This window comes from Streptomyces sp. NPDC004752, from assembly GCF_053601275.1.
Genome location: NZ_JBSGBN010000046.1, coordinates 40,576 through 65,057, shown reverse-complemented (window position 1 = coordinate 65,057; position 24,482 = coordinate 40,576). Strand labels below are relative to the sequence as shown.

The window sequence follows — 24,482 nt, the reverse complement described above, 5'->3', positions numbered from 1 at the left end:
TCGTCGCCGCGGCCCTGGCCCTATTCCACTTCGAGAAGAGCCGCACCGCATGATGTGGTCACGGAGCGCCACCGATCATTGCTGGCAACAGCTCATTCACGCGCGCGGCGATCGGTCTCGCGGCGGGAGTTCTGCTCGCGGGGAACGTGACGGCCGCGGCCGCTTTCGCGGACACCGCCGACGGACCCCGCCACCACGCCAACGCCGAACTCCTGGACGCCGACTGCACCGTCCCGGCCGACCGTGACCTGGGCATCACCCAGACCGTGTACCAGATAGCGGTCTCGCGCGGTGTCACCGACAAGGTGCTGCTCGCCGCGTTCGAAGCGGGCTGGGTGGAGTCCCACATGAACAATCTGAACTGTGGCGACCGCGACTCGCTCGGCGTCTTCCAGCAGCGCCCGAGCCAGGGCTGGGGCACCCCGGAAGAGTGCATGGACCCGGTGCACGCCACCAACGCGTTCCTGGACCAGGCCATCCCGAACGATGCCGGCCATCCGGACTTCACGGCGGGCCAACTGGCGCAGAGCGTGCAGCGATCGGCGTTCCCGGACCGGTACGACGAGAGTGAGGCCAAAGCCCTCGCCATGATCGCGGAAGTTCAGGGCTGAATCTGGGAAGTTCAGGGCCGACGCTCCGAAGTTCAGGGCCGACGCTCCTCGAACACTTCAACCGATCGGACACTCCAACCGATCGGAGTCCTGGGCCGGCGGGGGCGATGAGCCGCAGGGACGGCTCATCGCCCCAGGGCCGCCGTCCTGGGGAGCACCCCCGTTCCGCGCACTGCCGAATCCGGCTCCCGGTCGCACAGCACCACCGGCTCTCCGCCTGCTCCAGCAGGTCTTCCAGCACCCTCACACACCCCAGGAGTAGAAGCATGCGCTCGTCAAGAGCCCACAGACGCCTCGCGGCGCTGACCCTCGCGGTGGCCGCCCTCTGCCTTGCGGTCCCGGCCGCCCCGAGTGCGTACGCCGCGGACGGCGATCTGGCGGCCGCCGGCAAGTATGTGGCACTCGGCGACTCGTACGCCGTCGCGCCCGGCACCCGCGAATACGACAACCCTTCCGACCCGTGCCGTCGTGGCCCGTCCACGTACTCCCGGTTGTGGGCCGCGCAGCACCCCTCGTACTCATTCGTGGAGGCGTCGTGCTCCGGGGCGACCGCCGCGGACCTGACAAGCCAGCAGGTGCCGCAACTCACCGCCGACACCACCCTGGTGACGGTGCAGGTGGGCGGTAACGACGTCGGGTTCGTCGACGTGCTGACGCACTGCATCCTCACCTTCGACGACCAGGACTGCATCGACGGGGTGGAGGCCGCGAAGGCCGTCGCCACCACCAGTCTGCCGGGCGCTCTGGCGAACACGTACGCGGCGATCCGGGCGAAGGCGCCGAACGCCACGGTCGTGGTGGTGGGCTACCCCCGGCTGTACACGATCGGCGGCAACTGCGGCATTCTCGGGCTGAGCGACCGCGAGCGGACGGCACTCAACTCGGCCGCCGACACCCTCGCCTCGGTGACGGCGAACGAGGCCGCGAAGGCCGGGTTCACCTTCCTCGACCCGCGCGCCGCGTTCGACCCGCACACGATCTGCTCCCCCGGCCCGGTCTGGGTGACGAGCCTGGAGTGGGACAAGATCAACGAGTCCTACCACCCCAACAAGGCCGGGCACCACGACGGTTACCTGCAGTTGCTGGACGGGATCACGGGCTGACCGCGGCAGGCCGTCCGGCTGTTCCGGACACCCCACCGCATGCGTGAGTCCGGTGGCACCGCTGTCGGCGCCGAATCACCGGCTGCCGTGCCACCGGCGTCTTCCGTCCGCCCTCCCGCGACACCACTCCCGCAAGACCGCTCTCGCGGGAGGCGAGGCATTCACGAACGGCGTGACGCAACGGGGATTCCCCGGTCGGTCGGATGGGCGGGACGCACCCGTATCCAGGGTGGACCCGTATCCAGGGTGGACCCGAGTACACCATGGATGCGGGTGCATCCCGGATGTCGATGCGAACAGTGAGTCCGTACTGTCCACGACATGAGCGATGAGACACGCAAGTGCCAAGAAACACAGACCAGTTGGCGGACCCGGAAGAAGCTCTGGGCAGCGGCGGCCGCCCTGCTCCTCGCCGGAGTCGCCGTCGCGCCGGTCGCCACGGCGACGGAGCGGCATTACACCGACGACCACCGCGGCACCCTCGTCTCCGTCACCCCGGTCGCCGACCGTGACGCCGGGCAGGTCAGGGAGTTCCTGGCCGAGCGGGACATCGCGATCGACCCGGTGCGGTACGGCGTACGGGCGTACCGGCTGACGTATCGGACCGTGGATCCCTACGGGAAGCCCACGACCGCGACCGGTCTCCTCACCCTTCCCCAGGGCGGAGCCAAGCGGCTCGACCTCGTCTCCGACACCCACGGCACCATGGTCAACCGCAGCTACGCGCCCTCCGTGAGCGACGACTTCGGCCGGGTGCCGTCGTATCTGAACGCCTCGGCCGGGCGTGCGGTCGCCGCGCCCGACTATCTGGGGCTCGGTGAGGGGCCGGGTCCGCACCCGTACATGGACACCCGCTCCGCCGTCGCCGTCTCCGTCGACATGCTGCGCGCCGTCCGCACGGCCGCGGACCGGCTCGGCCGTCCGCTCACCGGTGACGTCTACGCGACCGGCTTCTCCCAGGGCGGCCAGGTCGCGATGGCGCTCGGCCGGGCGCTGGAAGGGGGCGCGGACCAGCGCTTCCGGCTGAAGGCGCTGGCCCCGGTGAGCGGGCCTTACGACCTGGAAGGCCAGGAGGTGCCGGCCCTGTTCGACGGCCGGGTCAACGACATCAGCGGCGTCCTCTACATCTCGTACTGGCTGGTCGCCCAGAACCGGCTGCATCACTTCTACAAGGACCCGGGCGAGGTCTTCCGTGCGCCGTACGCGAGCCACGTGGAGTCACTCTTCGACGGAAGGCACGACGAGGAGGACGTGGTCAAGGGCCTCGCCCCCTCGGTGAAGCAGTTGCTCACACCCGCCTTCTACGACCGCCTGCGACACCCGACCGGCCCGCTGCTGGACGCCATGCGCTCGGCCGATCACACCTGCGACTGGAAACCGGACGTGCCGGTGCGGCTGTACGCGGGGGCGGCCGACACCGACGTGCCCATCGGGAACGCGCGCAGTTGTGCACTCCAGCTCGCTGCTCACCAGGCACATGTTCCCGTGGTGAACCAGGGCGACGTGGACCATTTTGGGTCCTTCGCGGTGTCGGCGCCGCAGGTGGCGCGCTGGTTCGATGCGCTGGCCGAATAGGCCGGCCTCCTCAGCCGATGTCCCCCTCCGTCACCGCCGCAGGTGAGCCAGGACCGAACGCTGTGCCGTCCCGTGGGAACAAGCGGTAGGCGTTGCGGGTCGTCAGTGTGCGCCAGGTGTCGTCTTCCGGCTGGGGTGCCGCCTCGATGGAGGCGAGTTGCGCCGCGATGGCGGCCGGGGGTGTGAAGCAGTGGTCACTGCCGTAGAGGATTCGTTCGGTGCCGAAGGCGGAGGTCAGCGCGGGGACCTGGTGCGGGAAGGGGGTTCCCGCGATGTCGAACCACAGGCCTCTTATCTCTTCGGGGACACTCGGGTGAGTGGGGTTGCCGGGCGAGGGGGTGTCGTCGGCCGGGAGGACGCTGCGGAACATTTCCATGCGTGGTGCGAGCAGCGGCAGTGCGCCGGCGCCGTGGGTGAGGATCCACGGAATGTCGGGGTACTGCCGCAGGCGTCCGTTGAAGACCAGGTCGCTGACGGTGCGGGCGGTGTCGAAGATGAACTCCAGCATGGACCGGGGACGTCCCAGGGACACCGTTTCGAAGGTGGGCGGGGAGGTGGGGTGGACGAAGGTGGGCGTTTGGCGGCGGTCGAGTTCGGCGAGCAGTGGTGCGAAGCGCGGGTTGCCGAGGTAGCTGCCGTGGGCGTTGGTCTGGAGGGTGACGCCGTCGCTGCCGAGCTGGTCCATGGCGTAGGCGAGTTCATCGAGTGCGGCGTCGATGTCCGGGAGCGGCAGTGAGGCGAAGTGCCCGAAACGGGAGGGGTGTTGGTGCTTCAGCTCGGCGCCGGTCTCGTTGACGTGTCGGCTGAGTGCACGGGCCGCGGCGGCGTCGCCGAAGTGGGTACCGGGTGAGGAGATCGACAGCAGCGAGGTGGCGATGCCCCACTCGTCCATGAGGTCAAGGTGGCGGCCGGCGTCCCAGGTGGGCCAGCCGGGCATGCCGTCGGGACGGACATGCCCGGCTGCCTTGGCCGCCTCGATATAGCGAGGTGTGAGGAAGTGGGCGTGGACGTCGATCAGGGAGGTGGGGCGCGCGTTCATCGGGTGACCTCATCGGTGGTGCGAGCTCAGGCGGGTCGGTGTGCGGTGCCGCCACGTAGGACGTTCGTTCAGCACCGGCATCTGGTCGCTGAGTGCCTTGGCGACGGTCATGCTCCCGCGGCGTACGGCGAGGAAGTCGTCGCTCATGCCGGGGACGCTAAGGAGACCGGATGACCCGGTGGCGTCTACCCGGTTAACGAAGCAAGAATGCTCCCTAGAATCAGAGATCCCGAGGAATTCTCCTCCCGTCATGGTCTGGGGGGAGGTATGGTCCCTCATGTGACAGCGAAGGGAAGCGCGATGGCAGACAGCCCTCCCCGCCTGCGCACGGGGCTTCGCAGCAGCGCGGGCACTCTTCGCGGCCGTCGACTCATGTGCGACCCATGTTCTTCCCGCCGGTGCCACCGTCCCCGCACAGACGGTGAACCCACTTCCTCGATCTCAGTCCCACTGACCAAGTTATGAGGTTTTGATGACAGACGTAGATTTGCACGGGAGCTCCGACAACGTGCGCCCTCGGCTGCTGGTAGCCGACCTGGTCGGTACCACCATCGACGATCCGGTGGAAGCTGCGATCAACGAGGCGCTGGTGCACGTCGGCTCCAGCCGGGTGGATCCGCAAAAGCTGGCACCGCTACGCGGCGGTCTGAAGAAGCGCGATGTGTTCGCCGCACTGCTCGGTGACGACGAGGACAAGGTCGACAGCGCCTATCGCTACTTCGACCGGGCCGTGATCGAGGCCATCGAGGCGGGCCGGGTCTCCCCCATTCCCCACGCCGAGCACGCGCTGCGAACATTGGCCGAGGCCGGCGTCACCATCGCCTTCACGACTGGTCTGACGCGGCGACAGTGCCCTCAGATCATCGAGGCCCTTGAGTGGACCGACCTTGTTGACTGCGTGATCTCGGCCGAAGACACCAGCCGCGGTCGCCCGTACCCCGACATGATCTTCGAAGCCATCGTACGGACCGGAACACGCTCAGTCCGAGAGACCGTTGCCGTCGGAGATACCACCAATGACCTTTGGGCAGGCGACAACGCCGGAGTCGCCGTCAACATCGGTGTCCTGACCGGCGCCCACAGTAGTGATCAGCTACAAGCGGCACCCCACCACACCCTCCTGCAGAGCGTCGCCCAGCTTCCCGAATTCCTGCAGCTTTAGGCCACGGTTCCCGAACTCCCTCTCAGGTCATCTGAAGCGCGCGCATCTTGTGCTGAAGGTGACTGCTGAAGGTGATTCCGATATCACGCGACTTTCCGCGAAAGGAAAATCATGCCAGCAACGTCTGTCACCGCGATCGATCTCTTTCTGACGGTCAATCGGCTGCGTGAGCGCGTCCTGAATGAGCTTGACCCCCACCTCCTGAACCGGGCTGTCGAAGTCGTCGACAATGCGAAGCGGATCATGGTACTGGCGGGCGGATACTCGGCCGGACCCGCCCTGGAAGCCGCCCGACGGCTGGCCGGTCTTGGCTATTGGGTGCAAGGTCCTACTGATGGTGTCGCCCACCACCTGGCCGGCCTGGGTCCGGGTGACGCAGTGATCCTCATCAGTCACACGGGTGAGACTCCGGATACCGTTGCGTTTGCCGAACGAGCCAAAGAAATGGGCGCGACGACGATCGCGATCACCAACTTCGCTGCCTCGTCATTGGGTAAGAATGCGGACCTGACCATCGCTGTCACCGGCGCCGATCATCTCGGCCTCGGCTGGTTGGGCAGTCGGACAGATCGGATCGAATCGCTGCTCGTCGGCTTCGACTGCATCTATGCCGGGCTCGGAATGCTCAAGGACGACGCCCGTATCGATTCCGCGCGGGCCTTGATAGCCCCTGCGGAGCCGTCGTCCCCACCTGGAAGGAGGACGGGCACCACGCGCTGACCGACCTGTTCTTCGTCGGTGAGGCGGGCGCCCGCGAGTCAGCGGAAGAACCCCGGGGCCGGGAGAGTGCGACCGCCTGCTAGGAAGGGTTCGCGTCTGTACCGGTGCCCTCTTGGGTCGCGGTGCGACTGATGATGGATTCCTTGCGACGTTCCCTTTCCTCTCGCATGTCGTGGTAGAAGGCGACGGCGGCCGGGTCCATGTCGTACGCCGGAACCACGTCCGGGGCAAAGTGGCCGTATTCGTCCACGCCTCGCACCAGCGTCGCGCTGTCCTTGAAGCCGTCAATGGGCCGTACTCGTGTGGCGATGAAGCGAATCGCGATGCCGCATCGCCTGATGTCAGAGGTGTTCGCCTCCGATCCATGGACCAGCATCGTATGGTGCAGCGAAAACTCACCCGGGTTGAGTTCCAGGTCGACTGCGTCATTCTCGTCGACGTCGACCTCGACCTCCTGGCCTCGGCTCAGGACGCTGTCCTTGTCGAAGGTGTCGTGGTGCGGAACCTGGCCCTGTTGGTGACTCCCCGGGATGACGCGCAGGCAGCCGTTGGTGCGCCTGCTCGGCGTCAGCGCGACCCAGGCGGTGAGGACGCTCGGCTCGGAAAGACCCCAGTAGGTCGCGTCCTGGTGCCAGTTGACGAACTTCGGGTCGTGCGGCTTCTTGTCGAAATGAGCTGTGCCCCACGCGAGCACATTCGGCCCGAGAACGTCTTCGACCGCGTCAAGAACCGTCGGCGTCCGCATGAAATCGTTGAGCCACTTCATCAGCAGATGCGGCTTGTACTTGGCACGTGACCACAGATCCGGCTCCCGCCGCTCAAGCGCGTCCATGTGTTCCAAGACGCCCTGTGCCTCGTCAGCGGAGAATGCTCGCAGCGGATGAACGTAGCCGTCTCGCTCATACTGGTGAACTTGTGCGTCCGTGAGGAGCTTTGGCATCTTGGTTGTTCCCTTTCTTGTGGTGGGGGATGGACGGAATGCGGCGGAAGGCGCGTTTCCTCGGTGTCACACCGCCTATGCGTCGATGCGTATGCCGTCGGCGTCGAAGAGATGCAGACGTGCGACATCGACGCAGAGGCGCACGGTGTCGGCGGTGACGGTGCCCACCGGCACCCGGGCCTTGAGCTTGTGGCCACCGGCGAGAGTGATGTGGGCGAGTTCCTCGCTGCCGAGCAGTTCGAGGAGCCTGACCCGGCCGGTGAGCGTGACGTGGGGGCGGTCCGCCGAGGTGTCGGCCGCTCGAAGGTCCTCGGGCCGGATGCCGATACACGCCGTCGCGGCGGCCTTCGGCGCCCGGAGTTCGACGATCGGCGACCCGTCGGACGTTCGGAAGTACCCGCCCTGGACGATGCCGTCGAGAAGGTTCATGGCTCCGAGGAACGAAGCGGTGAACCTGTTCGCCGGGCGGGAGTAGACCTCGCGTGGAGTGGCCTGTTGCTGCAGCCGTCCCTCGTTCAGGACGGCTACCTGGTCGCCAAGTGTGAGCGCCTCGGTCTGGTCGTGGGTGACGTAGACGACCGTGGCGCCCAGCTTCTGGAACAGCTCGTGCAATTCGGTGCGCATATCGACCCGCAGCGCGGCGTCGAGGTTCGACAGCGGCTCGTCCATCAGCAGCACGGACGGCTGGCGGACCAGCGCCCGCCCGATGCCGACGCGCTGCTTCTGTCCACCGGACAGCTGGGCCGGTTTCTTCCCCAGATGCGAGGTCAACCGCAGCAGCCGCGCGATCTCGGCGACCCGCCCCGTGCGCTCGCCTCGCGGCATCTTGCCCATGACCAGCGGGAACTCGATGTTCGCGGCGACCGTCTTGGCCGGGTACAGGGCGTAGTTCTGGAAGACCATGGCCGTGCTCCGACGCTGGGGGTCGGCATACGTCATGTCACGGCCGTTGATCCGGATCGTCCCGCCGGTGGGATTGTCCAGCCCGGCGATGCAGCGGAGCAGGGTGGTCTTGCCGCAGCCGCTGGGCCCGACCAGGGTCAGTGTTTCGCCGGCCTGGCACGACACGGTCACTTGACGCAGGGCCTGGTCCGCCGGCCCGAACGTCTTGCTCACGTCGACGCAGTCGATTCCCTCAGCCATGGTTCTTCAGGATCTCGTCGACCGCGTTCTGCGACTCGGTGAGCGCCTTCTCAGGGGACTCGCTGCCGCCCAGAGCCTGGAGGAGGCTCTTCTCGATCGCGTCGTTGGCCTCGACGTCGTGACCGCCGGGGTAGGTCTGCCACTGGTTCAGGTAGGGGATGGCGTCCAGCGGCGTCCGCCGGTTGGGCTTCTCACTGAAGTACTTCTTCAACTCCGGGCTCTTCAGGGCGGCGGAGTTGACGGGCAGGTAGCCGGCCGCGAGGGTCAGTGCCGTACTCGCCGTGGGACTGACCAGTTGCTGAATGGCCTTGAGGGCCGCCGCCTGGCGTTTGGCGTCCTTGGTGAGCAGGACGATCGCCGCGCCTGACGCGGGTGCGCTGCGTGTGCCGCCGTCCTCGATGGGGACCGGTCCGGTGGCGACGGTGAACTTCGCGCTCTTGTTGATGTTGCCGAGGTTTCCGTTGGACTGGATCAGCATGCCGGCGTCGCCGTTGATGAACGCCTGGACGTTGGGGCTGGTGTCCGACGTACGGGCGAGCAACGGCATGGTCTTGTCCTTGACCAGACCGCGCCAGTAGTTGACCACCGCTTTGCCCTGGGCGCTGTTGAACGCGGCGCCGGTTTCACCGGAGTTGAGCATCGCGCCGCCGGCACTTGCCAGTTGCTGCTGGAAGTCGATGTTGCTGCCGCCGTTCCAGTCCATCACGATGCCGTACTTGTGCTTGGCCGGATCCGCCAGCTTCGCAGCGTCCTTGCGCAGCTCACTCCATGTGGTTGGCAGATGCGTCGGGTCCAGCCCGGCGTCCTTGAACATGTCCGCGTTGGCGTAGAGGATCCGCGTCGCGACGCCGTAAGGAATCCCGTATTGCTTTCCGTTGTACTGGGTGAGCTTCAGGAACTTCGGGTCGATGTCCTTGGTGTTCAGACTGCCCTTGGCGATCGCGGTGTCCAGCGGCTGGGCGATGCCCAGGTCGACCAGTCCGCGCAGATTGTTCAGCCCGACCAGCGCCACATCCGGCAGGCGACCGGTGCCTGCCTCGCGGATGATCCGCTGCTGGACGTCGTTGTAGTTCTTGCCCGCGAGGACAAGGTTCACCCGAGGGGCGTTCTTCTCTTTCTCCAGCGGCTTGATGGCAGTTTTCAACGGATCAGCGTAGAGACTGGCCTGCGTGTAATAGACGCTGACAGCGCCGTCCTTGGTGTCCGATGTGCCGCAGGAAGTCACTCCGGCCAGGAGGCCAACGGATGCCAGTGCCGCGGTGATTCTCCAACGCATGGTTCTGCTCCTCGAAAATAAGAATGAAGGGGATATTCAGTCCGGGGTGTTCGACAGTACGAGACCGCGAACGAAATGACGCTGGGCGAGCAGGAATCCCACCACGAGCGGAAGCACGGCCAGCGTGGCGGCGGCCATCTGGGCGGCAAAGTCATTGCTTTCCGAGTTGGCGAATGCCGAAATACCGTAGGGCACCGTCGCCGCATCGTCACTCGACAGGACCAGGCTCGGCCAGAAGTAGTCGTTCCAGTGGGAGACGATACTGAAGACCGCGAATGCGGTGAGCGCCGGCCGGGCCATCGGCAGGACGATGCGCCACACCGTTGTCCAGTTACTTGCGCCATCGAGCCGCGCGGCATCCAGTACGTTCTGCGGGATTCCCAGAAAGAACTGGCGGAGCAGGAACACGCCGAAGGCGCTGGCCAGAAAAGGTGAAATCAGCGAGAGGCGATTGTCCAGGAGGCCCGCCTTGGCGAACAGCAGATACAAGGGTACGGCGACGACCTGCATCGGCAGCATGGTGGCGAACAGAACCAACCCGAGCGCCAACTTGCTGCCGCGAAACCGCATGCACGCCAGCGCGTAGGCGGCCGGAACGGCGAGAAGCACCTGACCGAGGAAGATCAGCCCGGTCACGGCCACGCTGTTGAGGAAGAACCGTCCCATCGGCACCGTGTCGAAGACGCGCTGATAGGCGTCGAAGGTCGGATGCTGCGGCAGGAGGTTGCTGCCGTAGATTTCGTCGTCCGGTTTGAAAGAGCTGAACACCATCCAGGCGAACGGCGCGAGCATGACGACGGCGCCCAAGGCCAGCAGTATGTGCCGGGGTATGTCGCTGGCGACGGCCCGCCGCAGGACGCTTCCCCAGCCACGGCCGGATGCGTCCGGGGGCTCTGCTCGGCCCGGCGACAGAACGCCGGTGGCATGGTGCGATTCTGTGCCGGTGGTCATCGGGCGCCCGCCTCGCTGAGTCGTCGGCCGAATGACCGCATCTGCACCAGCGTCACCAGCATGACGGTGGCCAGCAGCACGATGCTGATCACGGCCCCTCCGCTGATGTCCTGGTAGAAAACCCCTCGCCGGTAGAGTTCGTAGCTCAGGGTCGAGGTACTGCCGATGGGTCCGCCCTCGGTCATCAGCGCCACGGTGTCGTAGACGCGCAGCGCGCTGATGGTGCTGATGACGACGGCGAACACCGTGGTCGGCCCGAGAGCGGGCCACTGGACGTGCCAGAACCGGTGCCAGGCGTTCGCGCCGTCGAGACGGGCCGCCTCCAGATGCGCGGTGGGCACGTTGGCCAGCCCCGAAAGAAACAGCACGACCGCGTATCCGAGTTGGTGCCACACTCCCACGAGAGCAACCGCCGGGAGGGCGAGCGAACTGTCGCTCAACCAGTTCGTCACTCCGAACAACTGGCCCACGGTGGAGTCGATCAGCCCTCGTTCCGGGTAGAACATCCATTTCCAGACGATGCTCATCGCCGCGAGGGTGCTGGCGAACGGCAGAAAGTACACCGTCCGCCAGAAGACTTTTCCACGCCGCACACTGTGAATGGTGAGGGCGATCAGAAGGCCGAGTACCGTGACGGCCGGCACGGTGAAGAGCGAATACAGCAGAGTATTGACAAGAGCTTGGCGCAGTTCCTCACTGCCCAGCACCCGTCGGAAGGAGTCGAGGCCGGTGAACCGGGCGTTGCCGCCGGCCAGCGGCCAGTCGAGCAGGGACAGCACCAGCGTCGATGCTGCCGGAAGTACCGAGAACACCCCCAGGAACAGCAGGAACGGACCGCACAGCACATATGCGCTCACGCGCTTCCGGAAGGATGCGGTCCGCGATGTGCCCGCAGGTGCACCACCCGCTGGTTGATGGAGAGACAGAGTCATATGGCCGCCCTTGCGGTGTGGAACCGGTTCCATGCGACGGAACCGTTTTTCTTGTGGTCAGACGCCGAGATCGGCGCGCGCCCGGGCGACAGCATCGATCATGAGCGGAGCCGGGAGGAACTGCAGGACTGTGGCGCCGGCCTCGACGTAGTCGGCGGCCCACTCGGCACTGCGGGAACCGACGGAGATCCCCACCGCCTTGCCTGCGGCGGTGGCTTGCTCGATGCCTTCGCGAACGGCCTTCCGGACTTCAGGGTGCATCGTGTCGCCGGTGTGTCCCAGGGTCGCCGCGATGTCGTTGGGGCCGAAGGTAAGGACATCGACACCCGGAACCGCGGCGATCTCTCCGATGTTCGCCAGACCGGTCGGATCCTCGATCGTGCAGACGACCAGCGTCTCACGATTCGCGAACGCGAAGGCATCGTGCGCGTCCAGGCCGAGCGCCCAGCGGGCGTGCATGCCATGCCCGCTCGGCGAGGTGAGCGTGCGGTCGCCTTCCGGCGCGAACTTCACCGAACGTACGGCAGCGGCCGCATCGTTCGCCGTTCGGGTGTGGGCGAAGGTGAGTCCGCTCACACCGCGGTTGAGGAGCTGCACGACAAAGTCGGGCTTGCGCTCAGAGATCCTTGCCGTGGGGACGATGTCGGCGGCTTCGGCGGAACGCACCGCGTGCTCGATGCTCTCCAGTGTGTAGGGCCCCTGTTCGCAGTCGAAACGCACAAAGTCCAGCCCGGCCAGGGCGGCGTACTCGACCATCATCGGGTCCGGTGTGTCCAACCCGAGTCCGAACACCATTTCACCGAGGAGGATCTTTTCCTTCATCGTGTTTTTCTTCATACTGCTTCCCTGCCGCGGTCAAAATGGAGGTCATGGGTGAACGGGGCGCAGCCGCACGCGGTCATATGCGAGCGCGAGCGGCCTCGGTGTCAGCGTGAATACGCTCAACAGGAGGGATCGCCAGGCCGGTCAGGACTGGTGCCGAACAACTCAAGATGGTCGACACCATCGTGCAGGTTCCGTCGCGGGTGCTGACTTCCTCGATATCCGAGGTGGCCGGTCGAGTCGGAATTCCGGGGCCCAGGACCCCGGTCAGGGAGTGATTTTCCCTTCGGGGATGACCGTATGGCAACAGCGTTGCGTGCGCTACGGGCGCCGAACGATGTTTGCCTATCGTTCATGTGGTGACAGGGCGGAGATGATTTCCAGTCCCCGTCGGACCTGCGCCCGGTCGAGCGGAGTGCTCAGTGACAGCCGCACCCGGGGTGGCACCGGGTGGCTGTCGACGGCGAACATCTCGGCCGGTCTGACCAGCACACCGCGTTCCGCGGCGGCCGCGGCGTAGCTGTGTGAGGTGTGCCCAGTCGGCACGCGCAGCCACAGATGCATGGCCGCGTCCTGGGTGTCGTAGTGCAGCCCGTGCAGCAGTTGCGCGGCGAGTCGCTGTCGTGCGGCCGACTCCCGGTGGATGGCGGCGGCGATGGCGGTGGCCTGGCCGCCATTGATCCAGCGGCGGACCACCTCGGCGGACAGCGGATTCGCCACCCAGTACGACAGCCGCGCGAGGGGCCGCGTCATGGCCTCGGCGGCAGGCCCGTCGGGGCCGAGGAGGTATCCGACCCGGAGTCCCTGAGTGAGCGACTTGGTCAGCCCCATTGAGTACCAGGTCAGCTCCGGGGCCAGGGTCGCGATCGGCGGCGGCGTGTCCGGGTGCAGGGCGCCGAGCACATCGTCCTCGAACACCGGCACCCCGTATCGGCGTGCGACGGCGACGATCTGATGCCGTCGTTCCAGGCTCATCGTTGTCGTGGTCGGGTTGTGGTAGCCGGGATTGCAGTAGATCAGCCGGGGTTTGAACTTCCGGCACGCCGCGGCCAACGACTCGGGCACCATGCCGTCGTCGTCAAGATCGACGGGGTGCAGGTGCACCCTGGCGCGCTCGGCCAGGGTGCCGATGGACCCGTAGGTGAGTCCTTCGGCCAGTACGACATCCCCCGGGGCGGCCAGATGCCGCAGGACCAGCAGGAGCGAACTCTGCGTTCCGTTGGTCAACAGCAACCGGTGAGGATCCGGCGCGGGCATCCGCCGCGCCATCCATCGTGTCGCCGCGAGGCGGTCTTCCGGCCCGCCGCCGGGCTTGCTCTCGTGGAGCAGCATCCGGGCGCCGGGGTCGGCGGCGATGGCCCCGAGGGTGTTGATCAGTGCGTCGCCCACCTCGGGCGGGGCCGGCGGTATGGATCGGGTGAAGTCGGCGACGATGTCGCGTTGCATGGAGTCTCCTCTCGACCCGGGCAGGCTAGCCGCACAAGCAACCTCATTGCCACATCGAGGGTGAATGATGGATTATCGTTCCCTCATCGCGTTCCACCGATCGAAGGGAAGCACCATGCACGTTGCACCGCCGGACTGGGAGTTGCTGGTCTGTGACATGGCCGGTACCGCGTTCAGCGATGACGGCCTGGTCATCGAGGCGTTCCGCGCCGCGCTGCTGGACACGGGACTTCCCGACGGCCCCGAACTCCAGGCCGCCCTGGCCTCGTTCGACGGCAACCGCGGCCGCAGCAAACTGGACGCCTTCCGCGATGTGCTGCCCGAGGAGCGGGCACGGTCGGCCAACGAGGCGTTCGAGCGGCGTTACGAGGAATTCGTCGCCAAGGTCGGCATCAAGGCGTTTCCCGGCGTCGAGGACCTGTTCGTGCGGCTTCGGGCAGCGGGCGTACGGATCGCACTCATCACGGGCTTCGCGGCACGCACCCGCGAAACCCTCGTCGACGCACTGGGCTGGCGGGACAGCGTCGATCTCACACTCAGCCCCAGCGACGCCGGCCGCGGCCGGCCGTTCCCCGACATGATCCTCACCGCGGCACTCCGGCTACAGGTCACCGACATGCACGCCGTCGCGGTCGTCGGCGACACCCGCAGCGACCTGCTCGCAGGCTGGCGCTCGGGAGCCGGCATCGTCGCCGGTGTCACCACCGGAGCCCACACCCGGGCCGCACTGGAGACCGCACCGCACACCCACCTCCTCGACTCCCTCGCCGGGATCGAGACCGCGACGGCCACCCGATGACCGCCCACCGCCCCGCGGTCGGCGGGCGCAACGGCGTTGTCACCTCGGCCCACCAACTCGCTACCCAGGCCGGCATGCGGATGCTGTGGGCAGGCGGAAACGCCGTCGACGCGGCGGTGGCCGTCGCCGCTGCACTGAGCGTGGTCGAGCCGTGCAGCAGCGGACCCGCCGGCGTCGGCTACATGCTCATCCGGGCACCGCACGAGCCGGCACCCGCGGTCCTCGACTTCGTCGGACCGGCACCGGACGCCGCACACCCCGACCGGTTCACCACCCCCGGCAGCAAGGACGTCGGGATTCTCTCGGCGATGGTTCCCGGCGCGGCCGCAGGCTGGTCCGCGGCCCTGGAGCGTTACGGGACCATGGACCTCGCGACGGTACTGGCGCCGGCCATCGGCTACGCCGAGCAAGGCTTCCCGGTCTCCCACTACCTCCACCACTACCTCGCGGCGGCCCGTCCCCGCCTCGAACTCGCCGCGACCAGCAGGGAGATCTTCCTCCCCAACGGACGAGTCCCGCGCCCGGGCGAACCCCTGGTCCAGAAGAACGCCGCCGACACCCTGCGGCTCATCGCCGAAGCCGGTGCCGAAGCGCTCTACCAGGGACCCGTCGCCGAGGAGATCGTCCAGTACTGCGCCGACCACGGCGGCCTGCTGGCGGCGCCGGACCTGGCCGGCTTCGCGCCCCGCTGGCAGGACGCGATCTCCAGCACGTATCGCGGGCTGACGGTCTACTGCCCGCCCACGCCGAGCGCCGCGCTGGAGTATCTCGTGAGCCTGCGCATGCTCGGCGAGTTCCCGCTCTCCGAGATGGCGCCGGACAGCGACGCATACCTGCATCTGCTGTCCGAGGTCTTCAAGGTGGCGATCGAGGAACGAAAAGCCCACGTGATGGATCCGTCGCCCCCCTACGACGACCTGCTGTCCGACGCACATATCGCGGCGGCGACAGAACGGCTGGACCTGCGGCGGGCAACCGCGTTCCCGGGGGAGCGTCATGAGTACAACCCGGCGCTGGAGTGGACCCGGGCCGTGTTCGCCGGCCCGGCGAAAGAGAACACGACGCACTTCGTGACCGCCGACGCACAGGGCTATGTGGTGTCCTGCACCCAGACTTTGGGAGGCGCCTTCGGATCAGGCGTGGTGGCCGGCACCACCGGACTGCTGCTGAACAGCTTCGCCTCCTGGTTCGACACCGATCCCGCGAGTCCCAACGCGATCGGCCCCGGCAAGAGAGTGGAGGTCTGCCTCGCTCCCTCACAGATCTGGTCGGACGGCCGGCCGTTCCTGGCCGTCGGCACCCCCGGATCGTACGGCATCCTGCAGACCACACCCCAGATGATCATCAACGTGGTCGACCATGGCATGGGCATCCAGGAGGCGATCGAGGCGCCTCGGATCCGGGTCGGGCACGGCACCCTCCTGGGCACCGAGAGCAGGATCAGCACGGAAACCCTGGCCCGGCTCCGTGGCCGCGGACACCAGGTGCACGACCTGGGCGCCTGGAGCCGCGTGGTCGGCGGCGGACACGGCGTGGCCTTCGACCCGGACACCTCCACCATGTGGGGCGGAGCCGACCCACGACGCGACGGCTTCGCATTCGCCTGGTGAACAAGAGCCCCCAGCGAACCGACACGACGGCATCGACGTTCACGCACACTTCCTGCCGAAGCGGTACCGGACGGCGTACCAACACCTCGGTACGCCCGGCCTGGCCGCATGGCCGAAGTGGTCTGTCGGCCAGGCCCTCGACACGATGGACGAACTCGGTGTCGAACTCGCCGTCCTGTCCATCTCATCGCCGGGCGTCCACTTCGGCGACGACCGCGCGGCGACGGTGCTCGCTCGTGGCGTCAACGAGGACGGGGCGACGCCGGCCGCCCGGCACCCGGACCGGTTCGGGTTCTTCGCCTCCCTGCCGCTGCCCGACGTGGACAGCGCGCTGGACGAGATCGCCTACGCACTCGACCAACTCGGCGCTGACGGCGTGGTCCTGCTGAGCAACTACCACGGGATGTACCTCTTCGATCCGAGGTTCCGTCCGGTCCTCGACGAGCTCGACCGCCGGGGCGCCGTGGTCTTCCTCATCGCCACCGTGCTGGGAGCAGACCGCGTTCGGACAGCCACGCAGCCTGATCGAGTTTCCCTTCGAGACCACCCGGGCGGTCACCGGTCTGCTGCTGACCGGTGCGCTGGACAGGTATCCGCGGCTGCGCATCATCCTCCCCCACGGCGGTGGCGCGCTCCCCTCACTCGCCGACCGGATCCACACGCTCGGCCAGCTGGCAGCCGAGCGGCGCGGTGCCGACGCCGTCGACGTGCCGGCCGTCCTGCGCCGACTCCACTACGACCTGGCGGGGTTCCCATTCGACACGCAACTGGCCTCGTTGCTGCGGCTGGTGGAGCCGAGCCGACTGCTGTACGGGACCGACTGGCCGTTCACTCCCCAACCCCAGATCACCGAGTCCGCTCGGCGCATCGCGCACACTCGTCTGCTGTCCGACGACGACCGCGACCTGATCCGGCACCGCAACGCGCGACACCTCTTCAAACGCTTCGAACCCTCCGACGCACCCGACCCTTCATAACCCGACCCTTCATAGCCCGACCTTTCATAGGGAGTTCCCATGACTACACCCCACGCCGACCACCTCGACCGCTGGCAAGGGCTGGCCAGCAGCACCGTCTGCGACTGCCTCAACCGATTCCAGGCCATGCACGCGGCCATCCGGCCGGTCGTCGGCGGCACACTGCTGGGACGCGCATGGACCGCCCGCAGCATGCCGGGCGAGAACAACACCCTGCTGCGCGCCATCGAGACGGCACCGGCCGGCAGCGTCCTCGTCGTCGACGCCGGCGGCTTCGTGGACCGGGCCGTCTGGGGCGAGGTCCGCACCATGGAGGCCATCCGGGCCGGTCTGATCGGCCTGGTCGTCGACGGCGCGGTCCGCGACGTCGACGCGATCCGCGAGCGCGGCTTCACCGTCTACGCGCGCGGCATCTGCGCCGCCGGGCCGAACAAGGGATGGGACGGCGATGTCGGCGGCCAGATCCAGTGCGCGGGCGTCGTCGTCAACCCGGGCGACCTGGTGGTGGCCGACACCGACGGAGTCGTCGTAGTCCCCCGCGACCGGGAAGAACAGGTCCTCCTCGCGGCTCGTCGACGTCAGCAGGAAGACGCCGACCTCATCGCCCAGGCCACCAAGGGTCAGCGATGATGGAAAAACCTGCGGTGACCTGGGAGCAGTACGTCCGCAACGGCGCGGCGTCGCGTGAGGTGATCGATGGCTTCCTGACCGGTCCGGGGTGGGCGGCGTTCGACCCTGAACTGGGCTATGTGTCGCAGAACTCGCTGGTGCCGTGGGGGATCGACGACAGCCGGACGATCGAGACGTTCGGCCCGACCGGCGCGCGGTCGGCGTTCCTGTACACGGACCGGGCGCCGCGGATCAACACCTACGGCGACAGCTTCACCGAGGGCAACCAGGTGAGCGACGGCGAGACCTGGCAGGAGTACCTGGCCGGGCATCTGGGCGAGCCGATCGGCAACTATGGCGTCGGCGGGTACGGCGTCTACCAGGCGTACCGGCGGATGGTCCGACAGGAGAGCGCCGGGCACGGCGCGGAGTATGTGATCCTCTACGTCTGGGGTGATGACCCGGTCCGCAGCCTGATGCGAGCCCGCTGGTTGCAGCGCTACCCGTGGTTCGCCGACCTGTCGCAGCGCAACCTCCAGTTCCACGGAAACCCGTGGGCGCACATCGAACTGGACCTGTCCACCGGCCGGTTCACCGAGCACGAGAGCTTGCTGACCACACCGGAGTCGGTGTACTCGCTGTGTGATCCGGACTGGCTGTGGGAACATCTGGGTGACGACCTCGCGGTGCAGTTGTACGCGTACGGCGCCGGCCTGACCACCGAGTTCGACCGTGAGAAGGCCGATGCGCTGGCCGGCTGCCTCGGCTTCGACTTCCACGGCGCGACGGACCCGCGGGAGCAGGCCAGCCGGCTGCTGCATGTGTACGGCCAACGGGCGACCAACCACATCCTCGACCTGGCCCGCGCATATGCCGTTGCCAACGGCAAGAAACTGCTGGTCGCGCTCAACTTCACCGCGCGTATCGGTGTCGGCGGCCCGGCCCGGGAGCTGGGGACCCCGATCGGCGACGGTGAGCGCACCGACCAGCTGATCGTGGACCACCTGGCGGGCGGAGGCTTCGACTACTTCGACATGAACGAGGTGCATCGGCTGGAGTACGAGCGGATGGCGCCGAAGGGCCTGTCCTACACCGACTACCTCGGCCTGTACCGAGTCCGCGGCGGGCACTACAGCCCGCGCGGCAACCACCTGTTCGCGTACGCGATCAAGGACTCGTTGGTTGCGCTGCTGGACCCCAAGCCGCTGCCGTACCGCGAGCCCAACACCGACGCGCCGATCGACTTCGAGGGCTACCTGCCCCGCTTCCACTGAGACCGGAGCGCCGCCGTCACACAACATAGTTTCCGTATTCAGAACTCAGGAGCGTTATCCGGATGGGATTCGCAAACCAGCGCTACACCGTCAACCTGTCGATCCTCTTCACGGAACTCCCGCTCCTTCAGCGGCCGGCGGCTGCCGCCGCGGCGGGATTCACCGCGATCGAGTTGTGGTGGCCTTGGGCCGACTCACCCATTCCGGAGCAATCGCAGCTCGACTCCCTGAAGAACGCGATCGAGGACACGGGCGTGCGGCTCACCGGCCTGAACTTCTACGCCGGCCAACTGCCGGGCCCCGACCGCGGCGCGCTGTCGATCCCGGGCGAGGAGTCGGACAAGTTCCGCGTCAACATCGATGTGGTCGCGGACTTCGCCGAGTCGCTGGGCTGCACGGCGCTCAACGCGCTGTACGGCAACCGCGTCGACGGCGTCGACCCGGCGGAACAGGACGCCCTCGCGCTGGAGAACCTGGTTCTCGCGGCCCGGGCCGCCGACCGGATCGGCGCGATCCTCTTGATCGAGGCGCTGAACAGGCCCGAGTCGCCCCGCTACCCCCTGGTGTCGGCCCCGGCCGCCATCGAGATCGTCGACAAGGTCAACGCGGCCACGGGGCTCGGTAACGCGCGGTTCCTGATGGACCTTTACCACCTGTCCATGAACGGGGAGGACCTGCCGCAGATCATCGTGCGGTACGCGGCGAGGACCGGCCATGTGCAGATCGCCGACAACCCGGGCCGGGGTGCGCCCGGCACGGGCGTACTCCCGCTGGAGGACCTGCTCGAAGAACTGACGAAGGCGGGTTACGACGGCCGGGTCGGCCTGGAGTACAAGCCGGGGAACCACCCGAGCGCGGAGACCTTCGGCTGGCTGCCGGTCCAGTGGCGCGCCGCCCGCTGAACACCACACCACAGAGGCAGCACCGCAGTTGCAGTCAGAGAGGCACTGACCATGAACGACAATCTGGCGACTTCTTCCCACCCACTGCGCCCGGCGATCGCCTGGGTCGGCCTCGGCATCATGGGCTCCCCCATGTCCGAGAACCTGATCAAGGCCGGGTACGACGTCACCGGCTACGCCCGGAAGCAGGAGAAACTCGACCGCCTGACCGCCGCCGGAGGCACCGCGGCCGGGTCCGTGGCCGAGGCCGTGCGGAACGCGGACGTGATCATCACGATGGTGCCGGCATCCCCACAGGTCGAAGAGGTGGCATACGGCCCCGAGGGCATCCTGGAGAACGCACGGCCCGGCGCCCTGCTGATCGACATGTCCTCCATCACCCCGCAGACCTCGATCGACCTGGCCACGGCCGCGAAGCACAAGGACATCCGGGTCCTCGACGCACCGGTGTCCGGCGGCGAGGCCGGTGCCGTCGAGGCCGTGCTGTCGGTCATGGTCGGCGGCGAGCAGGCCGACTTCACCTACGCGAGGCCGATCTTCGAGGCGCTGGGCAGGACGATCGTGCTGTGCGGCCCGCACGGTTCCGGCCAGACCGTGAAGGCGGCCAACCAGCTCATCGTCGCCGTGAACATCCAGGCGTGCGCGGAGGCCGTGGTCTTCCTGGAAAGGTCAGGCGTGGACCTGAAGGCGTCCTTGGATGTCCTCAACGGCGGGCTGGCTGGTTCGACCGTACTGACCCGCAAGAAGGACAACTTCCTCAGCCGCGACTTCAAGCCTGGCTTCCGTATCGAGCTGCACCACAAGGACATGGGCATCATCACAGACGCGGCGCGCGCTGTCGGCGCGCCGCTGCCCGTCGGTTCCGTGGTTGCCCAACTCGTCGCGTCCTTGCGCGGGCAGGGCGACGGCGGCCTGGACCATTCGGCCCTGCTGCGGGGCGTGGAGCGTCTGTCCGGCACCCAGGTCTGACCCCCTTCTCCCTTCATGACGCCTCATGGAACCTCATGAGGCGTCATGGGACCTTATGGGGCCTTATGGCCTTATGGGACCTTATGGGGCGTCAGAGCGTCGGCGACGACGAGGTGGAGTTCCTCGGCGGCCTGCCAGAGCTCCTCGATGTGGTGTGCCGCGCGGCGGGCACCGGCGGCACCGAGGAAGAAGAAGTGGTTGCCGGGCATGAAACGGATCAGGTCCATGGACAGTCGCCGACTGGTCGCGGTCAGACCGGCCCAGGTGTCGGTCGGCAGCGCCGTCGCATCCGACAGGCGCCATCCCAGTGAGTAGGCGGTGATCGCCGGCCAGGTGAGGTGATCGCACAGGGCGTGCCGAGCGTCCTGTGCGCCCTCCGGGACTACGGCCGCGCATATGGGGAACTCCGCCCACTGTCCCACCCCGGTCTCCCGGATCGCGGCCTCGGTGTCATGGACGTCGGCCTGCCCGTCCCAGTGCTGCGCCTCGCCACGCAGACCGACCGAGTGCCGGCACAGGTAGTGCCGTACGTACTCCTCCCGCGACATGATCGGCCTGCCCTGTTCCGCCTGAGCAGAGATCTGCCCGTACCAGTTGTCCAGCCGTGTCGACGACTGCCCCAGGGCGGCTTCCCACAGACCCTCGGGGGTCAATGGCTGGCCTGCCGGAGGGACCGGTACGAGGCCGGGCAGCGGAGCCGAAGCCGCGAGCGACACGAAGCACCGCAGATCGAGGCCGACCCGCCGGGCGGTCCGGGCGAACGGTAGGACGGATCGGCCGGCCATGCTCCAGCCGCACAGGATGACCCCGGCCCCGAGCTGGTGCTCGGCGACGATCCGTTGGGTGAGCACCGCTGCCGCCGCACCCCACCGGTCGACGGTCAACTCCGGGTGCGCCGCCGGAAGGGCCGGATGGTCCGACGGATACGACAGCGCGAGTACCGTGAACCCACGTGCCGCCAGCCAGTGCGCGAGAAAGTCGTCCGGGCGACCGTCCGGGTGCCCGTAACTGATGCGAGCCAGGTGGCCGCCGCCCGGCAGGAACACGACGAGGGGCCGACCGGGATCGCCCACCCGCAGATAGGTCAGGAGCGGGAGCCCTTCGCTGTACTGAAGGGACTCACCGTTGTAATGAAGGGATTCACCGCTGTACTGGAGGGACTCACCGGCGTGCTGGAGGGACTCACCATGGACCCGGTCGTCCCTCACAGCATGTGCTCCGCGTGGACGTCCGCGATCGCGTTCAGATACGCCCTGGACCGCTCCGGATCGCGCAGGGCGAGTCCGACGAACAGCGCGTCGGTGATCGCCAGATGTGCCAATCGGCTGGCCGTGGCCTCCAGTCGGAAACCCTGCCCCGGGCTGCCCGCGATGAGCGGCGCGTCCGCGATGTCGGCCAGCGGCGAGCCGTGAAAGCTGGTCACCGCGATGACGTAGGCGCCGCCCGCCTTCGCGGTCTCCGCGGCCAGCACGGTCTCGCGTGTCGCGCCGCTGTGGCTCATCGCCAGGCAGACGCCGCTTTCGCCCAACTGCCGGGCGGCGATGTGCTGTGTGATCGCGTCCATCGGCGCTGCCGTGGCCAGCCCCAGCATCCGCATGCGGTGTGCCGCGTCTCGGACGGGTGTGGTCGACTGGCCGTTACCGACGAAGAACACCTTCTGGCGGGTGCGCAGGGCGTTCAACGCACCGGCGAACGCGACCGGGTCGACCGTGCTGATCGCATCGGACAGCGCACGGCTGCTGGCCGCGAGGATGGTGTGCAACACCGCGTCCGGAGGCGAGTCGGTGTCCAGTTCGTTGGCGAACACCAGTTGGTCGGCGCCGCGCAGGGCCAGGTCACGGACCAGGGCCAGCTTCAGGTCCTGGAAACCCTTGAACCCGGCTTGCTGACAGGCTCTGACCACGGTTGATGCCGCCGTGTCAGCGCGCGCGGCAAGGTCCGCGGCGGAGTATCTGGTGGCTGCCTCGGGGTCGGCGATGATCACCTCCATGGCCCGACGCGCACTGGGCACGAGCGACGGCGCCGCGGCCTGGATCTGCGCAAGCACCGCACCGCTGGTCAGCGGGCCGGTCGACTGCCCGGCCGGGAGGTTCTGAGGACCCGGACCCGGTGCGCCGTCCCCGTCGCCCCCCTGACGTCGGGCTGCCTTAACCGTCATCCCCGCCCCTTCCTCCGTCCAGGGAATATCGTTGCGGCGCCAGTGTACCGCAGGGAACAACGTCTCACATGCAACGCTAGTGCTTCAATTGACCTAGGGAATGGAATAGAATTCCGCGTCCTGTCTTCCTTCCCGCTGGACGGAGTTCTACGTGACTCAGCTGATCAACGCACTGCTCATCGACGGCACCGGCGCAACGCCGGTTGACGGTGCGACCATCGCCATCGACGCCTTCGGCCGTATCGCCCACGCCGGTACCGGGCCCGGGCCGACGCCCGCCCCGGACGAGACCGTCATCGATCTCGGTGGCCGCACCGTGACGCCGGGCTTCATCGACTGCCATGTGCATTTCGGTCTTGGTTACGTCAGCGAACTGCTGGAGCCACCCCGGCACTGGGCATCACTCGCCACCTTCCAGGCCGCGGAGCGCCTGGGTCGCACCCTCGCGGCCGGCGTCACCACCGCGCGTGACCTCGGCGGCCTCGACGCCGGATACCGAGAGGCAGTGACGGCCGGCCTGGTGGAGGGACCGCGCCTACAGGTGGCGGTCCGGATGATCAGCCACACCGGCGGGCACGCCGACTTCACACAACCCAGCGGGGTCGACGTCGACGCGTTCCGCCCGCAGCCCTGGACGGAGATCGCCGACACCGTCGGCGAAGCCCGCATCGCCACACGCCGTGTCATCCGGGCCGGCGCCGACGTGATCAAGGTGTGCGCCACCGGCGGCGTCAGCAGCCCGACGGACCAGCCCGACGACGAAGGGCTCGCAACCGACGAGATGGCCGCCATCGTCGACGAAGCACTTCGACACCGCGGGCGACGGGTCGCCGCGCACGCCCAAGGCACCGCCGGCATCCGCAACGCCGTCCTCGCCGGCGTCACCAGCATCGAACACGGCTACGGCATCGATGACGAGACCATCGACCTCATGCTCGAACACGGCACCACACTCGTGCCGACGCTCACCACCGCGGCCACCATCCCGGAGCAGGGCTCAGTGCCCGACTTCCTCTACCAGAAGAAGATCCGGTGGTCCGCACTCGCGATGGAACGAGTCGCGGAGGCGATCCGTCGAGGCGTACCCATAGCGCTCGGCACCGACTCCGGGGTGACCTCGCATGGACACAACCTGCGCGAACTGGCGCACCTCGTCGACCTCGGCCTCTCCCCCATGGGCGCGATCGAGGCCGGCACCCGTGTCGCGGCCCGGCTCCTCGGCCTCGACGCCGACCTCGGCACCATCGAACCGGGGAAGCTCGCCGATCTTGTCGTGTGTCGGACCGACCCGCTCCACGACATCGCCGGCCTCGCCGACCCGGACAACATCCTGCTCGTCATGCAGGCCGGCCGCCCCGTGAAGAACCGGCTGTGACCACGGACTTCACCGACCTCCCGCGACGCATGTCCCTTGCCTTTCCGTGGCCGGGACGCGAGTGGGACACGTTCCCCCCACAGATCAAG

24 protein-coding genes and 1 pseudogene are annotated in these 24,482 nt (G+C 67.6%); 14 read left to right on the top strand and 11 right to left on the bottom strand.

Features of this window, described 5'->3' with window-relative positions; genetic code table 11:
- Positions 1-146 precede the first annotated feature (146 nt).
- The 3 genes from ACWEKM_RS20615 (at position 147) to ACWEKM_RS20605 (ending at position 3,289) form a co-directional block, all read left to right on the top strand.
- Positions 147-611, top strand: coding sequence for a hypothetical protein (locus ACWEKM_RS20615; protein WP_451622630.1), 465 nt, complete (start codon positions 147-149; stop codon positions 609-611).
- 266 nt (positions 612-877) lie between these two features.
- Positions 878-1,714 (top strand): SGNH/GDSL hydrolase family protein, encoded by an 837-nt coding sequence (locus ACWEKM_RS20610; RefSeq protein ID WP_451622629.1) that lies wholly within the window; start codon positions 878-880, stop codon positions 1,712-1,714.
- 321 nt (positions 1,715-2,035) lie between these two features.
- Positions 2,036-3,289, top strand: a complete 1,254-nt coding sequence (locus tag ACWEKM_RS20605; RefSeq protein ID WP_451622628.1) for an alpha/beta hydrolase — start codon at positions 2,036-2,038, stop codon at positions 3,287-3,289.
- Positions 3,290-3,299: 10 nt separating this feature from the next.
- Here the strand turns inward: ACWEKM_RS20605 and ACWEKM_RS20600 are convergent, their stop codons facing one another.
- Positions 3,300-4,328 carry an amidohydrolase family protein gene (locus tag ACWEKM_RS20600; RefSeq protein ID WP_451622627.1) on the bottom strand — a complete coding sequence of 343 codons (1,029 nt, stop codon included), beginning with the start codon at positions 4,326-4,328 and terminating at the stop codon, positions 3,300-3,302.
- 9 nt (positions 4,329-4,337) lie between these two features.
- Entirely contained in the window at positions 4,338-4,475 is a 138-nt protein-coding gene (locus ACWEKM_RS20595) for a hypothetical protein (RefSeq protein WP_451622626.1), read from the bottom strand.
- Between the two features lie 325 nt (positions 4,476-4,800).
- On the opposite strand from ACWEKM_RS20595, the gene ACWEKM_RS20590 reads away from it, so the two are divergent.
- Together ACWEKM_RS20590 and ACWEKM_RS20585 are read left to right on the top strand one after the other, a co-directional pair.
- A complete protein-coding gene (locus ACWEKM_RS20590; RefSeq protein WP_451622625.1) occupies positions 4,801-5,490 on the top strand; it encodes an HAD hydrolase-like protein in 690 nt (229 codons plus the stop codon).
- A gap of 111 nt (positions 5,491-5,601) precedes the next feature.
- A complete protein-coding gene (locus ACWEKM_RS20585; RefSeq protein ID WP_451622624.1) occupies positions 5,602-6,210 on the top strand; it encodes a MurR/RpiR family transcriptional regulator in 609 nt (202 codons plus the stop codon).
- Positions 6,211-6,289: 79 nt separating this feature from the next.
- Here the strand turns inward: ACWEKM_RS20585 and ACWEKM_RS20580 are convergent, their stop codons facing one another.
- The 7 genes from ACWEKM_RS20580 to ACWEKM_RS20550 all read right to left on the bottom strand — a co-directional run bounded on the left by ACWEKM_RS20580 (position 6,290) and on the right by ACWEKM_RS20550 (position 13,720).
- Positions 6,290-7,150 carry a phytanoyl-CoA dioxygenase family protein gene (locus ACWEKM_RS20580; RefSeq protein ID WP_451622623.1) on the bottom strand — a complete coding sequence of 287 codons (861 nt, stop codon included), beginning with the start codon at positions 7,148-7,150 and terminating at the stop codon, positions 6,290-6,292.
- Between the two features lie 75 nt (positions 7,151-7,225).
- Entirely contained in the window at positions 7,226-8,293 is a 1,068-nt protein-coding gene (locus tag ACWEKM_RS20575) for an ABC transporter ATP-binding protein (protein ID WP_451622622.1), read from the bottom strand.
- Positions 8,286-9,569 carry an ABC transporter substrate-binding protein gene (locus tag ACWEKM_RS20570; RefSeq protein WP_451622621.1) on the bottom strand — a complete coding sequence of 428 codons (1,284 nt, stop codon included), beginning with the start codon at positions 9,567-9,569 and terminating at the stop codon, positions 8,286-8,288. Before ACWEKM_RS20570 ends, ACWEKM_RS20575 begins: the two co-directional genes overlap by 8 nt.
- A gap of 36 nt (positions 9,570-9,605) precedes the next feature.
- Complete coding sequence (locus ACWEKM_RS20565; RefSeq protein WP_451622620.1) at positions 9,606-10,520, bottom strand: carbohydrate ABC transporter permease; 915 nt, start codon at positions 10,518-10,520, stop codon at positions 9,606-9,608.
- Entirely contained in the window at positions 10,517-11,377 is an 861-nt protein-coding gene (locus tag ACWEKM_RS20560; protein ID WP_451622619.1) for a carbohydrate ABC transporter permease, read from the bottom strand. The genes ACWEKM_RS20565 and ACWEKM_RS20560 overlap by 4 nt, the downstream gene beginning before the upstream one ends.
- 132 nt (positions 11,378-11,509) lie before the next feature.
- The gene (locus ACWEKM_RS20555; RefSeq protein ID WP_451622618.1) at positions 11,510-12,274 is read right to left on the bottom strand and encodes an HpcH/HpaI aldolase family protein; all 765 of its coding nucleotides are present in this window, start codon (positions 12,272-12,274) and stop codon (positions 11,510-11,512) included.
- A 345-nt stretch (positions 12,275-12,619) separates the two neighbouring features.
- Positions 12,620-13,720 (bottom strand): aminotransferase-like domain-containing protein, encoded by a 1,101-nt coding sequence (locus ACWEKM_RS20550; RefSeq protein WP_451622617.1) that lies wholly within the window; start codon positions 13,718-13,720, stop codon positions 12,620-12,622.
- Positions 13,721-13,835: 115 nt separating this feature from the next.
- Between ACWEKM_RS20550 and ACWEKM_RS20545 the strand changes: the two genes are divergently transcribed.
- The 8 genes and pseudogenes from ACWEKM_RS20545 to ACWEKM_RS20510 all read left to right on the top strand — a co-directional run bounded on the left by ACWEKM_RS20545 (position 13,836) and on the right by ACWEKM_RS20510 (position 20,860).
- Complete coding sequence (locus ACWEKM_RS20545; protein ID WP_451622616.1) at positions 13,836-14,519, top strand: HAD family hydrolase; 684 nt, start codon at positions 13,836-13,838, stop codon at positions 14,517-14,519.
- Positions 14,516-16,129 carry a gamma-glutamyltransferase family protein gene (locus tag ACWEKM_RS20540; RefSeq protein WP_451622615.1) on the top strand — a complete coding sequence of 538 codons (1,614 nt, stop codon included), beginning with the start codon at positions 14,516-14,518 and terminating at the stop codon, positions 16,127-16,129. The genes ACWEKM_RS20545 and ACWEKM_RS20540 overlap by 4 nt, the downstream gene beginning before the upstream one ends.
- Positions 16,130-16,160: 31 nt before the next feature.
- Positions 16,161-16,592: pseudogene (locus ACWEKM_RS20535) on the top strand (amidohydrolase family protein); the annotation flags it as partial.
- Positions 16,546-17,106 carry an amidohydrolase family protein gene (locus tag ACWEKM_RS20530; RefSeq protein ID WP_451622632.1) on the top strand — a complete coding sequence of 187 codons (561 nt, stop codon included), beginning with the start codon at positions 16,546-16,548 and terminating at the stop codon, positions 17,104-17,106. The pseudogene ACWEKM_RS20535 and the gene ACWEKM_RS20530, both read left to right, overlap by 47 nt.
- A gap of 39 nt (positions 17,107-17,145) precedes the next feature.
- Positions 17,146-17,736 (top strand): RraA family protein, encoded by a 591-nt coding sequence (locus ACWEKM_RS20525; protein WP_451622614.1) that lies wholly within the window; start codon positions 17,146-17,148, stop codon positions 17,734-17,736.
- Positions 17,733-18,989, top strand: coding sequence for a hypothetical protein (locus ACWEKM_RS20520; protein WP_451622633.1), 1,257 nt, complete (start codon positions 17,733-17,735; stop codon positions 18,987-18,989). The genes ACWEKM_RS20525 and ACWEKM_RS20520 overlap by 4 nt, the downstream gene beginning before the upstream one ends.
- Before the next feature lie 62 nt (positions 18,990-19,051).
- Entirely contained in the window at positions 19,052-19,891 is an 840-nt protein-coding gene (locus tag ACWEKM_RS20515; RefSeq protein WP_451622613.1) for a TIM barrel protein, read from the top strand.
- 51 nt (positions 19,892-19,942) lie between these two features.
- The gene (locus ACWEKM_RS20510) at positions 19,943-20,860 is read left to right on the top strand and encodes a 2-hydroxy-3-oxopropionate reductase (protein ID WP_451622612.1); all 918 of its coding nucleotides are present in this window, start codon (positions 19,943-19,945) and stop codon (positions 20,858-20,860) included.
- Positions 20,861-20,931: 71 nt separating this feature from the next.
- Here ACWEKM_RS20510 and ACWEKM_RS20505 read toward each other — a convergent pair whose 3' ends face one another.
- Both ACWEKM_RS20505 and ACWEKM_RS20500 read right to left on the bottom strand, forming a co-directional pair.
- Positions 20,932-22,068: a hypothetical protein gene (locus ACWEKM_RS20505; protein WP_451622611.1), complete on the bottom strand. Its 1,137-nt coding sequence runs from the start codon at positions 22,066-22,068 to the stop codon at positions 20,932-20,934.
- The gene (locus tag ACWEKM_RS20500) at positions 22,065-23,018 is read right to left on the bottom strand and encodes a MurR/RpiR family transcriptional regulator (RefSeq protein ID WP_451622610.1); all 954 of its coding nucleotides are present in this window, start codon (positions 23,016-23,018) and stop codon (positions 22,065-22,067) included. Before ACWEKM_RS20500 ends, ACWEKM_RS20505 begins: the two co-directional genes overlap by 4 nt.
- A 151-nt stretch (positions 23,019-23,169) precedes the next feature.
- Here ACWEKM_RS20500 and ACWEKM_RS20495 point away from each other — a divergent pair, with 151 nt between their 5' ends.
- On the top strand, positions 23,170-24,393 hold the full coding sequence (locus tag ACWEKM_RS20495; protein WP_451622609.1) for an amidohydrolase family protein: 1,224 nt from the start codon (positions 23,170-23,172) through the stop codon (positions 24,391-24,393).
- Positions 24,394-24,482: the final 89 nt, after the last annotated feature.